The following is a 12,824-nucleotide window of genomic DNA, read 5'->3' as shown; positions in this document are numbered from 1 at the left end:
CGATAAGTAGTTATTCTACAATCAAAAATTGCAACGCAGTTATCGAGTATTTTAACAAGCTAGAATGACCAGTTATTTACTACGATTGGTATAACCTATACTCAATCTCACTAAAGCAACCAACCCCATGTGAAACTCCACAAACAAAAGGCTGAGGAGCAGATCTTTACCCTACAAACAATGTACTAGCTATTTTGATTTTGTTAGTTCGTATGGCCTTAATATGAATGTTCAATATAAATAGGAAAACACTTTAGGACTTACTAGAAAAAGTGGGCTCGCAAAATTAGAGCAAAAGTTATCAAGCGGACTCAATTAGTGATGTTTGTATAAAAACACGTACAAGAAATATAAATGATAGATACAAAAAATCCCGCAGGGGATGCGGGATTTTTACTAGTGACTAAATTGGTTTAAAGGTGACTAGCCTTGAATGCCAACGATTAACCATGGCGCATTAGGCGCAGTCAAGTCACGCTCTAGGTGCCAGATATCTTCGATTTCTTCTTCAACACCTTCTACTGTGTCACGGTAACGACCGCTAAACTGCAGACTAAGCTGTGCTTTATTTGCATCGTAATCAGCACGGACGATCTCCGCATCAACGTACATTACGTCAGTATGCTGCTCACCGTCGAGCTTCGCGCGCTCTGCTTTTAGGTCTTCAAACAAGCTTGGAGAAACATATTCTTCAATAGTTTCTAACTGGTTGTGATTCCACGCACCTTGCAGGATTCGATAGTGTTCACGAGAACCATTAATGAACGCTGCTTGGTCAAAACCCGGTGGGTAGTTATGTGGTACGTCTGTTTGAGCGCCAAAACCACCAAAGCCACCATTATTTGTGTTTGGTTGTTGCTCAAAGTTTTGCATGTTTGGTTGCTCAAACTTAGACGCGTTGCCACCAAATGCAGGCTGTTGACGATGCTGGTTCATACTGCCCTGCTTCGCACCTAGCATACCGCGCATTAGTTTAAAGATGACAAAGGCAATCAAACCAATAATTAGGATATCCATAAACTGGATACCTTCAAAAGCACCGCCAAAGAATGCAGCAAGTAGACCACCAGCAAGAAGTCCGCCTAGCAGACCACCCATAAGGCCTTTCTTACTTGAAGACTTTGTCGTCTGATCTTTACCGACCGTATTGGTGTTTTGTTGCTGTTGTTTCGGTGCTGGTGCGGTTTTGTAGCTCTTACCGAAAGACTTACTGCCACCAAACTTCTTCGCTTCCGCGATAGGCGTTACAGCAACAGTAAACATCAACAAAGCAACAATAGAAAATAAACGTTTCATCGTTATCCTTAAAGTTAGCTATCTAAGATAGTGCCCCATTTTCAAGACGAAACAATCGTTGTTTCAAACAGTAGCACGCCAAAGATGATTTTTAAGTCATCATACTCTGTATACCGATTGATGAAAATAGCTTATAGAAGCTGACATGTATCAGAATATTGCCAAAAATGCAGACTGCTCACACTGCTTACAATTCAGCTGAAGGCGCTTGATCAATGTAAAAAAAGTATGGAATAAGTTCACTAATACTCCAGATTGTTTTACTTGAATTAGAATCAGTGACACAGCTCAGAATCCTACACCTTGAGGGCACTTGGACACATTGCCTTGTTGACGGTTAATAGGTAGCTGACTATCATATTGAACGATGTTCAATAAAGTAGTTTGAGAATATGGCACGCAGAAACGATCACACCCGAGAAGAGTTAGTGAATTTGACGTTAACAACGGTCAAAAACTTTTTAGATGAGAATTCTTACCACGAACTCAGTCTTCGTAAAATCGCTAACATGATTGGTTACGTGCCAAGCACATTGGTAAATGTTTTTGGTAATTATAATTTGTTGTTGCTTCATGTTGTCGCTCAAACTTTAGATGAGTTATCTCAAGAAGCACGCAAAGCAACTAATGACAGCAAAGACTCCCATCAAGCGCTTTTTGAACTCGCTTATTGCTACCACGATTTTGCTCAAAAACACCCATACCGTTGGCAGTTAGTGTTCGAACACAACATGAATGGAGCAGAACTTCCGGAATGGCATGCCAAACGTATCGATGGTATGACGGGAATGCTAGAGTCACTATTGGCTCAAATCGCACCACATCGTACTGAATCCGAAGTGATTCAAGCGAGTCGAGTCCTTTGGTCTGGCGTACATGGCATTACTTTACTCAGTGTTGATGATAAGTTTTTCTCTAGTGAACCAATTGATGGCAAAGAATTGATCAGTAATCTTCTTTCCAACTACCTCACGAACTGGTAACAAAGGATTATCCATGTCATCCGACAGACAGCCGTCCTTACTTACGCAGAGAAAGTTCCTGCCCTATTTCATTACTCAGTTTTTTGGCGCTTTCAACGACAATATTTTTAAAAACGTTTTGCTGTTATTTGTCGCATTCGCTGGCTCCAGTGCACTACCTATTTCGAGCAATTTGTTCATCAACCTTGCGGCAGGCTTGTTCATTCTACCGTTCTTTCTGTTCTCTGCTTCCGCTGGCGTATTAGCCGACAAATATGAAAAGTCATGGTTTATTCGTAAGGTTAAACTATTTGAAATAGCCATCATGCTCTTGGGTGCCATCGGATTCATAACCGAAAGTTATGGTGTGCTTTTATTGCTACTGTTTTTAATGGGCACACAGTCAGCATTTTTTGGCCCAGTTAAATATGCCCTTTTGCCTCAAAAGTTAAATGCTAAAGAGTTAGTGCCCGGCAACGCTCTTGTTGAAGCAGGTACCTTTATCGCCATCCTTATTGGCACCTTAGGCGCTGGGATTATAGCCTCTGCAGACAACGCAAAATACCTTGCCGCATTTTGTGTCGTGATCTTCGCATTGTTAGGCTACTTGTCGAGCCGCTCAATCCCCTTTGCTGCAGCCAGCGCGCCCAATCTCTCTTTTCGTTGGCAACCATACAAGCAAACCAAACACACGCTCTCTATCGCCAAATCCGATCGAGTTGTTTTTCAATGCATAATGGCAATAAGCTGGTTTTGGTTTTTAGGCGCCGCATATCTAACACAATTTCCGAATTTCACTAAGATTTACCTAAATGGCACCGAGAGTGCGGTGTCTTTCTTGCTCGCTCTATTTTCCATTGGTATCGCGCTAGGGTCGCTACTTTGCAATTGGATCTCAAACCATCGTATCGAAGTCGGTATTGTGCCAATTGGTGCCTTTGGCATTACGGTATTTGGGTACCTAATGGCCACTTCCATTCCCAATGATCTACCTACTTTCCATAACTTTGTAGACTTCTTTAGATATGAGCCTTTTTGGCCATTATTTTTCTACCTATTGATGATTGGCGCTTCGGGCGGTTTGTTTATCGTGCCTCTTTACGCATTAATGCAGCATCGAGCAAAGGAAACCGAACGTGCTCAAGTCATCGCAGGGCTCAACATTTTTAACTCTCTGTTTATGGTCGGCAGCGCTGTCTTAGGTATTGTGTGCCTAAGTGTAATCAAGATGACAATTCCTCAGCTGTTTGCATTGTTAGCCGTTTTAAATTTCTTAGTCGCCGCTTACATCTTTTTGCAAATTCCTATTTTTGTAGTTCGCTTTGTCATGTGGATGCTTACGCACACCATCTATCGAGTTAAGCATAAGAATCTACACAACCTACCCGAGCATGGTGGGGCATTGATTGTATGTAATCATGTAAGCTACATGGATGCATTGCTACTTAGTGCCGTATGCCCAAGGTTGATTCGTTTTGTGATGGAGGAAGATTACGCCAACCTACCTCCATTAAGGCGCTTTTTACGTCGAACTGGGGTAATTCCAATTTCAGCGAGTAACAGAAGCTCTATCAGACGTGCATTTAACGATGTGGAAGCTGCGCTAAGCGAAGGTCATATCGTCTGTATTTTCCCTGAAGGAAGATTAACTTCAGATGGTGAAATGAATGAATTCATGCGCGGTATTGATATCATTCTACGTCGTAGCCCAGTACCCGTCATACCTGTTGCACTTAAAGGCTTATGGGGAAGCTATTTCAGCCGCGCAAAAGGTCGCGCATGCTGTGGCTTACCGACTCGATTTTGGTCAAAGCTAGAAATTGAGGCAGGACAACCGGTGCCACCAAATGAAGCAACGGCAAAAACAATGTTCGATAAAGTGCATCAACTTAGAGGCGACTGGCGATAAATACACTTGAACACATGTTTAGGATAACTGAACATGTGTTCAAATCATTAAGACAAACTGACCACACCCAGTGCGATATACTCTCCCTTTCATTCACAACAGCGAATAAAAACCTTGAATAGAAACTACCTCCTGTTTGGATTGGCGTTACTTTTTTGTCTAACCCCTCTTGCCTCCTCTCCCATTGCTCTAGTTATCGGTTTTCTACTCGCAAGTTTTGGTTTTGTGCCTTCCGAGCTGCCCATCGCTTCTTTTACTAAAAAGCTGCTGTCTTACTCGATTATTGGCTTAGGCTTTGGCATCAACTTTGAGCAAGCACTTGCAGTCACATCGGATGGTATCGGCCTGATCATCGCCACTATTACAGGCACACTGATCATGGGCACTCTCATTGCCAGGGTAATTAAATTGGAGCGAGTAACCGCTTACTTAATCTCATCAGGTACTGCAATTTGTGGTGGTAGCGCAATTGCTGCTGTGGCACCGGCCATTAAAGCGAAAGACGAGCAGATTGGATTAGCACTGGCAACGGTATTTGTCCTGAACTCCATTGCACTCTTTGTGTTTCCTGTGATTGGACATGCTTTAGGGCTAGATCAACACACGTTTGGCACATGGGCTGCGATTTCCATTCATGACACATCTTCTGTTGTCGGGGCTGCCTCGGCCTATGGGGAAGAAGCACTAACGACGGCAACAACATTGAAACTCGCGCGCGCTTTATGGATCATTCCTGTTGCTTTGATCAGTGCCGTCATCTTTTCAAGAGGCCAAAAAGAGAATGGAAAGAAAAAACTAGCTATCCCTTATTTCATTTTTTGGTACTGTGCAGCTATCGCGTTTAGCGACTTATTTCCTCAATTTGAAATGGTCTATCACGGCATTTTCATTGGAGCAAAGCAAGCGTTGGTTGTATGTCTGTTCTTGATAGGTTGTAGCATTTCAATTTCAAAACTAAAGTCTGCTGGAGCTAAGCCACTGTTGTTTGGTGTGACTCTGTGGGTGTTAATTTCGACCACTTCTCTAAGTTGGTTACTGTTTTAGATATTGGTGGTCTGCTTATCGCGTTGAGGGGACGGCATTTCCCGTTTGCTATTTTTGTATATAACGACCAACGCAATAGCGATCAAAAATGCCGTTAGCTCTGCAAGAGAGCGGGCTAGCCCTTCACTACTTATCGCGATACCAATTTGTAGTGCTACTGCCGCAATTAAAACTAGCTTTGCCATCCTGAACCTTATGCATTTTCTCTCCACGAAGAAGCATAATTATGATTCAGAGTTATAAGGATACGAAATTCTCTTTATGACTAATACATAGCAAAATTGACTAATGCTGAAGTGATGACAACAGCCACTCTTTCACGGCCTTACGTGAAATTTTGATCCCACCTTCTAGTAGAGTTTCTGGCATTACATGGTATCCCACTGGCCATTTAAACTTCTCTAACTTTGATTGCAAGTGCTGGTCATACTCCGACTTGCTGCGCAATCCATTGGTCTGAATCACAGCTACTGGTCTATGACCAAACTCCGCGTCTTCGACTGGAACCACTATACTCTGCACTACACCATCAATTTGGTTCAAAGCGGCTTCAATCTCTTCACAATGGATATTCTCACCACCAGAGATAAACTGATTGTCGGCACGGCCGATTATCTTTAATTCATCACCTTGCCACTCGCCAAGATCCTTGCTGTCAAACCAGCCTTTCTCATCCAGAAATGGGGTAACATGTCCTTGATGGAAATACCCTGCCGCTAATGTCTTACCGCCAACAAAAATGCGTTGGTCAACTAATTTTATCTTACGGTGCTCCAATACATGCCCAGCATTACTGGTACTGTCAATTCTCTTTGCGGTAACGGTAGAGGCCGCCTCCGTCATCCCATAACCTAACCATGTCTCAATGCCTTGCCCTGTTGCTCGTAGTGCCAACTCGTGATCAACGTGGCTGCCGCCCAGTAGCACATGTGTCAATGACAAATGTGCATCATCATCCAATAACCGTTTGAGCTGAGTCGCAACCAAAGAAGCGTGTGATACGCCCTGAACATCATCAACAAGTTTCCCTGAACCGACTTTTAGTGTTGCTCCGACATATAGCCAACGATAGACAATCGCCAATCCAGAGACGTGATACAGCGGAAGCGATAATAGCCAAGCATCTTGCTGAGTGAAAATGAACTCCTGCAACAAGCCCTCTGCAGACGCAAGATGCTGTCGATGTGTATGAACCACAGCTTTAGGCTCCCCTGTAGAGCCAGAAGTAAATACTACTGAAGCGAGCCGGTCATGATGATAGCTATCTTCAGTCAACGAATCACTCTCTTGCTGTGATACTACAGGCGGTGAAAGCAATGTTGCCTTGAGTTTTTGTATATCATGTTCAGAAAAGGTCGAAGCGCACTCCTGAGAAAACCAGATAAACCGAGTTTGATCAGGCCTGTAAAGTGTAGCAAGCTTACCCTGCAACTTATCTAGTGGTTGTTCCATGGTCAGCGCAGCGAGCGCGCCTAACTGTTTGGAGGCAAGATAAAACAACAGTGTTTCTACTTGGTTCTTGCCAACCAAAGTCAGCACATCCCCCCGAGTTACACCCAAGTCATTCAAATAGTGAGTGTATTGGTCAATACGCTTCGAGAGTTGTTGCCAGTTTAATACTTCTGTTGATGTCTTGAGTGCAATAGAAAAAGGGCTCGTTTGAGCCCAATATTTCCATGGCGCCTTCGCAATATTGTCTACGCAGAATGCCACACAATCTCCTGGTCTTTTAGAGGAAGAACGGGAAGTTCACACTTAGGCCAGCCCTGCTCTAGCTGAGCTTTGAATAAGCCAATCGTATCCAAGCCTGGAACTTCATCAGGCAGCTGCCATTGGGCAAAGCGCGCTAATTGAGTTAAACCGAGACTGGATTCAATGCTCGAGCTAATCACTGCTTTCATCCCCAGTGACTTCGCTTTCTCTATCAGTGTAATACAAAAATCCACCGAACCAATGAGTGTGGGTTTGATGATGATCGTTTTCACACCAGTTAGATCTTCAAGACGGAAATCTTCACGACGAACCGCATCTTGCAATGTTTCATCCCAAGCGATAGCAATACCAGTATTAATCGCAAAAGAGAGACTATCGCCAGGAGAGCGGCACGGCTCTTCTAGAAACGTGATTCGTTGACGCAGAGACGGGGCAATGTACTTAGCGAACTGCTGCGCTTTTTCTGGTGTCCAAGCGCGATTGGCATCGAGTCGAAGCGTTAATTGAGGGATTGATTCAAGAAAAAGGTTCACAAGCATGCCATCGCGAATTGGCTCATAAAGTCCAACTTTCACCTTAGCGACTTTCTCACCTTCCATTTCGTTCAGCTTTGGAATGAGCTCATCTGGGTCGCCAGTGCATAGTGGCGCTGTTTGGTATTTACCTTGTTGTGGTAAGCCACCAGCTAATTCAAGCAGTGCCATCGATAAACCAAACGCAACCGACGGGTACATATTGGCATAATCCACATCCAACTCTGCAACCCAACGCTCCGCCTGTTCTTGTAGCTGAACACCCGCATCTTCGGCGCTCTCTAAGCTAAAACCAGGAAGAGGAGCGACTTCTCCAAGCCCTGTTTTACCATCTTCGGAAAGCGCAACAACATAACCAACACGTTCGGTTAGCTTGTTGTTACGTAGGATGACACCACTATCCATGGGCAAGCTATAACGATAAATTTTCGCTTCACGCATAATTCAAGTCCTATGTAATGCCGTATATTTGAGCGTTCTGACGAGCAATCCCACCAGCCTCCCAGAGGGCGAGGCGCTCAGGAAAAAAGGAACAGAGGAGCTAACACGCTCCTCATTTAGACGGATTATGGGTTGCGAGGGAATTTATCGAAGTCTGGGCGACGCTTCTCGTTAAAGGCATTACGACCTTCTTGGCCTTCATCAGTCATGTAGAACATCATCGTTGCGTTACCCGCTAGCTCTTGCAGACCCGCTTGACCATCACAATCTGCGTTTAATGCAGCTTTCAGGCAGCGCAATGCCATTGGGCTGTGCTGTAGTACTTCACGACACCAACGAACGGTTTCTTTCTCTAGATCCGCTAGTGGTACAACTGTGTTTACTAGGCCCATGTCTACCGCTTCTTGAGCATTGTAGAAACGACATAGGAACCAAATTTCGCGAGCTTTCTTTTGGCCTACGATGCGAGCCATGTAAGATGCACCCCAACCGCCATCAAATGAACCCACTTTAGGGCCTGTTTGACCAAATTGAGCGTTGTCAGCTGCAATCGTTAGGTCACACATCATGTGCAGAACGTGACCACCGCCAACAGCCCAACCCGCTACCGATGCGATAACTGGTTTTGGACAAGTACGAATATCGCGCTGGAAGTCCAATACGTTTAGGTGGTGTGTACCTTGGTCGTCTTTATAGCCGCCGTAGTCGCCACGGATCTTCTGGTCGCCGCCAGAACAGAATGCGTCTTCACCTAGACCTGTCAGAATGATCACGCCAACACCAGAGTCGTAACGCGCATCTGCCAACGCATCAATCATCTCTTTTACCGTTTGAGGACGAAACGCGTTACGCACTTGAGGACGCGCAATGGTGATTTTCGCGATACCATCTTCAGACTTATGGTAATGAATGTCCTCGTATTTCTCGCCGCAATCTTTCCATTGAACCGGAGCGTAAAGTTCTTCTTCAGAAATGCCTACTGTTTTAGCCATGGTGATTCCCATTGTTCTCGTTACTCTCACCAAAGTGAGACTGAATTATTTGCTTGGTATGTATCGCAAACTGTTTGGGCTGCTCTTGATGGACGTTATGACCAGCGCCTTCAACTTGTCGATACGCCAACCCGCTACGTTGTGCCAGTTGGCTAAATTTTTGGTCTTTCTCACCACACAAGTAATACACTGGTATGTTCTGCTTTTGCAGTGAGGGCAACAAATATGCCTGTTTGGCTAACGATGTCGACATCAACATATTCGCCACCGCTGAGCCAAGATTATCACTTCGCTTCGCAATGAATGTTTGTCTTTGCTCATGGTTTAGTGAAGAAAACACCGCTTGTTGGTACCAATCGTTCAAAACACGTTCAAGTGGTTCAGTTTTGAAACGCATTGCCCAGCGAGCATCATTCTCTAATCTCACCTGTTTCTCTGACTCAGTTTGAAGCCCGAAGTTTCCCCCTTCAATAATCGCGCCTGCAATATTGAGCTCTGGAAAGCATTGATGGGCAATACCATGCATCGCAATGCGGCCGCCCATAGAGTATCCAATCAAAATAAGTGGTTGTTGTGAGGGAAATAATAAAGATAGTGTGGAACCAAGAAGTTTGCAGCAATCATTTAAATCGCAGCAAAAAATAGATTGGTTGCGTCCGTGACCAGGAAGGTCAACCGTAACACGTTCATATTCGGGTAATGCATTTAAACACGCGAGCCAATCGGCACCGCTACCGAGTAAGCCATGCAAAAACACCAAAGTGGGCAACGTTCTACTTTGGTGTTTTTCTAATACAGGGAAACGTTCAAAGTAAAGCATTCAGACTCTTATTAAATGCCTTGAGTGTCTCAGCAGCTTGATTAGGTGGGGTTTGAACCTCGACCAGCAACGTGCCTTGGCGGTGACATAAATGCTCTTTTACAGATGATTGGAATTGCTCCAGTGTAGAAACATGCAAATACGCCAAACCAAACTGCTTTGCCGCGTGTTCAAACTGATAACCATGAGGCATTTGATAATATGTCGTCCTGCGCTCTGGTGGTACTGGCAACATATCAAAAATCGCACCGCCGTCATTATTAGTAACAACAAGTACCGCCGGCAGTTTATTGTGAGAAAATAGCGCCAGAGAATTGAGATCATAAAGTGCTGCTGTGTCACCGATATACATTAGTAACGGATTACCTCTTGCCCGTTGCACGCCTGATGCTGCAGCAAACAAACCGTCAATCCCTGACGCGCCTCGATTAGTGAAAACCTCTACACCATCCAATTTTCCGTACATATCAACAAGCCGAACAAACAAGCTATTACCCAAGAAAACATCTACGTTCTTTGTGCGCTCGTTGATGTCTGCTGCCAACGCAATTTCGTCAATGGCAGACGCTGAATCAGATAGGAAGGCTTCTTCGATACGTTGATGAACTCGCTTAACGTCATTCACTAACCTATCAGCCCACCCAGCAAATATTGACTTCTCAAAACTAATGCGAGAAACCCACGTTTTAGGAGGCTCAACCCAGTGCATTTGCGCCAGATGATTTTGGTTATTCCGGTCCATACGCGGCGAGATATACCAGTATTGAACGTCTTTATCTTGTTGACTCTGCGAAACTTGTTTATCAATCCATTGGTTCAAACGTTTGGAGATGATTCGGCTACCAAATTGGATAATAAGTTCACAAGATTCAAGCTCGTTTGCAAACTCGGGAAGTTGAAGCCATACATCGTAATGCGCCCAATCCGAACTCAAACCACTTTGCGGGTCTGCAAGTACCGGCCATCCCATTTTTTGTGCAAACGCCTGCGCCGAACGCGCTTGTTCAAGCGGTAAGCTGCCAATCACAACCAAGCCTTTTTTGTCCGAAAAAGGCGGGATGTTCGCCTGTGACAAATGGCTAAAACGCTGAGTATAAGTGCCGCTTCCTTTTCGCCATCCGGCGACCGAATCTAAGTAGGTTTGATAATCCGCTTTTGCGCCGTTGGAATACAAAGGCTCTGGAAATGCACAATTAATATGAACAGCACTACCCTGCAATTGCTGAGTAAACATAACTTCGTCAACAGAGGTCAGCAACCAGTTAAGCGACGTTGCTAAATTTGGGCTTGGTAAATTCAAACTGGCCGAAACATGATGTGAAAAAATACCCAATTGATTTATCGCTTGGTTTGCACCACAGCCGACAAGTTCTACTGGACGATCTGCTGTCAGCAGCACCAGTTTTTCACCAGTAAGTTTGGCTTCGGCAACCGACGGTAATAGGTTCGCCACTGCCGTACCAGAGGTAACGATAATTGCCACTGGCTCCTGAGTAGCTTTCGCTAAACCAAGAGCCATAAAGCCCAGTCCACGCTCATCAAAATGAGTATGAATGGAAAAGTCGGACTGTTCTGCCGCTTCTAAAGTTAAAGGAGTAGAACGAGATCCGGGAGCGATACAAACATGCTTAACGCCAAATCGCTGAAGCTCAATCAATATGGTTTCTGACCAAACTCGATTGAGCACCGCTTGGTCATGACTCATGATGCGACTCCCAATGGCGGATGATCAGAAATCAGCGTAAGTAACGTCGACATTTTCTTATCAAGTTCTGCCCACTCATGTTCTGCCACAGAACCAGGCACAATCCCTGCGCCCGCAAACAGTTGTACTTGATCACCGAGCACAAGCGCGCTTCTGATTGCGACACAAAACTCTGCTCGTTCATGGCTTATGTAACCCATTGACCCCGCGTACCAGCCGCGTGCAAAGGGCTCATTATCAAGAATAAACTGCATGGACTCTTGTCGGGGTAAGCCAGCAACTGCCGCTGTTGGCTGAAGCGCCGATAACAACTGAACACCATTTATCCCCGCTCTTAGACTAGCGTGAATATTTCGCTTAAGGTGCTGCACTTTTCGTAGTCTGACCAAACTCGGTTCAGCTTCCACTTCAACCACTTCAGAATGTGGTGATAGACGGTCAATGATGTCGTCCACCACATACTGGTTTTCGTTCAGGTTCTTTTGGTCTTGGGATAACCAATTCGCCAACTCCATATCTTGAGTGGCATTGTCTCCCCGACCAATCGTACCTGCTAACGCTTCGGTATGTAGCTCATGCCCTACGCGAGAATACAAACGTTCTGGCGTAGACCCCATAAAACTGTGCTTACTGTCTAAGCTCAGCATAAAATGGAAGCTATGATGGTTATTTAAGTAACTTGCTTTAAGTAGCCGTGCAGCACTTAATGTGTTATCAAGCTGCACGGTAGAACGACGCGCTAAAACCACTTTCTTAAAATCATCATTCTCTATACCAGTCAGAACCTTATGAACTAACTCATTCCATTGAGGCTGACTTGGCGTATGAACAATAGAGCGGATGTGAGACGAAATTGGAGCTAAGGTCGCGACCTCACAAACCAGTTTATTCAACCCAGCTAGAGTTCGCGCTTTGTCTTCTGAAATATTAACTGCGAGAGACCACTGTTGGTCAAAACGAATTAACTCAATTTGAGGCAAAAAGAAAAAAGAAGGCATACAGCGACGATTCTTCTCATGCTGTCCATCAAAAGAGCGCCCGCCCCAGACTCTTTGCCCTTCACCTAGAATGGTATAAGCAGGACCTGGCTCAACAAAAGCGTGCAATTGCCCTAGTGCAACGACCTCTTCACGTGTATCGCGGGACTGCCAATAAAACTTAGGGAAAAGTGGTTGTGCATCAAGCCAATCAATAAATGAGAAATTAGGTTTCTCGCTAAGGGGCTCGACCAGACGTGTTTGATTGCCTTCCGATTGCTGAACTCGCTCGATAATTCTCTTTACGGCTTGATGGAACTGTGACAAATCAACCTCGTTGTATGTGAGGATAAATGGTAACTGACGGCTACTCTAAGTTTAGACCCAAAGCAAATCAAGGTCGTATGCGATCTTTTGCAAAATCCTGTGATA

The 12,824-nt window shown here is 44.8% G+C and carries 11 protein-coding genes; 3 read left to right on the top strand and 8 right to left on the bottom strand.

The window, feature by feature from the left end:
* Positions 1-423: 423 nt before the first annotated feature.
* Positions 424-1,296 carry a Tim44 domain-containing protein gene (locus tag R7H07_RS23365; RefSeq protein ID WP_005384268.1) on the bottom strand — a complete coding sequence of 291 codons (873 nt, stop codon included), beginning with the start codon at positions 1,294-1,296 and terminating at the stop codon, positions 424-426.
* A 392-nt stretch (positions 1,297-1,688) separates the two neighbouring features.
* On the opposite strand from R7H07_RS23365, the gene R7H07_RS23360 reads away from it, so the two are divergent.
* From R7H07_RS23360 to R7H07_RS23350, 3 genes are all read left to right on the top strand, one after another.
* Positions 1,689-2,279 carry a TetR/AcrR family transcriptional regulator gene (locus R7H07_RS23360; RefSeq protein ID WP_005382308.1) on the top strand — a complete coding sequence of 197 codons (591 nt, stop codon included), beginning with the start codon at positions 1,689-1,691 and terminating at the stop codon, positions 2,277-2,279.
* Positions 2,280-2,292: 13 nt separating this feature from the next.
* Positions 2,293-4,167, top strand: coding sequence for an MFS transporter (locus R7H07_RS23355; RefSeq protein ID WP_033906874.1), 1,875 nt, complete (start codon positions 2,293-2,295; stop codon positions 4,165-4,167).
* A gap of 114 nt (positions 4,168-4,281) precedes the next feature.
* Complete coding sequence (locus R7H07_RS23350) at positions 4,282-5,211, top strand: YeiH family protein (protein WP_114139466.1); 930 nt, start codon at positions 4,282-4,284, stop codon at positions 5,209-5,211.
* On the opposite strand, the gene R7H07_RS23345 is transcribed toward R7H07_RS23350, so the two are convergent.
* The 7 genes from R7H07_RS23345 to R7H07_RS23315 all read right to left on the bottom strand — a co-directional run bounded on the left by R7H07_RS23345 (position 5,208) and on the right by R7H07_RS23315 (position 12,719).
* On the bottom strand, positions 5,208-5,396 hold the full coding sequence (locus R7H07_RS23345) for a hypothetical protein (RefSeq protein WP_005382314.1): 189 nt from the start codon (positions 5,394-5,396) through the stop codon (positions 5,208-5,210). The two genes, R7H07_RS23350 and R7H07_RS23345, sit on opposite strands and share 4 nt — an antisense overlap.
* A gap of 100 nt (positions 5,397-5,496) precedes the next feature.
* Complete coding sequence (gene menE, locus R7H07_RS23340; protein WP_065274282.1) at positions 5,497-6,924, bottom strand: o-succinylbenzoate--CoA ligase; 1,428 nt, start codon at positions 6,922-6,924, stop codon at positions 5,497-5,499.
* On the bottom strand, positions 6,909-7,898 hold the full coding sequence (gene menC / locus R7H07_RS23335; RefSeq protein ID WP_065274281.1) for an o-succinylbenzoate synthase: 990 nt from the start codon (positions 7,896-7,898) through the stop codon (positions 6,909-6,911). Before menC ends, menE begins: the two co-directional genes overlap by 16 nt.
* Before the next feature lie 125 nt (positions 7,899-8,023).
* Positions 8,024-8,890 carry a 1,4-dihydroxy-2-naphthoyl-CoA synthase gene (gene menB / locus R7H07_RS23330; RefSeq protein WP_005382318.1) on the bottom strand — a complete coding sequence of 289 codons (867 nt, stop codon included), beginning with the start codon at positions 8,888-8,890 and terminating at the stop codon, positions 8,024-8,026.
* On the bottom strand, positions 8,883-9,710 hold the full coding sequence (menH, locus tag R7H07_RS23325; protein ID WP_065274280.1) for a 2-succinyl-6-hydroxy-2,4-cyclohexadiene-1-carboxylate synthase: 828 nt from the start codon (positions 9,708-9,710) through the stop codon (positions 8,883-8,885). Before menH ends, menB begins: the two co-directional genes overlap by 8 nt.
* Complete coding sequence (gene menD, locus R7H07_RS23320) at positions 9,697-11,415, bottom strand: 2-succinyl-5-enolpyruvyl-6-hydroxy-3-cyclohexene-1-carboxylic-acid synthase (RefSeq protein ID WP_065274279.1); 1,719 nt, start codon at positions 11,413-11,415, stop codon at positions 9,697-9,699. Before menD ends, menH begins: the two co-directional genes overlap by 14 nt.
* Entirely contained in the window at positions 11,412-12,719 is a 1,308-nt protein-coding gene (locus R7H07_RS23315; protein WP_065274278.1) for an isochorismate synthase MenF, read from the bottom strand. Before R7H07_RS23315 ends, menD begins: the two co-directional genes overlap by 4 nt.
* Between the last annotated feature and the right edge of the window lie 105 nt (positions 12,720-12,824).

The organism is Vibrio sp. Vb1127 (genome assembly GCF_033338735.1).
Taxonomy (GTDB): Bacteria; Pseudomonadota; Gammaproteobacteria; order Enterobacterales; family Vibrionaceae; genus Vibrio; species Vibrio alginolyticus.
Note: the sequence above shows the minus strand (reverse complement) of the source record. Positions and strands in the feature narration are given on the sequence as shown.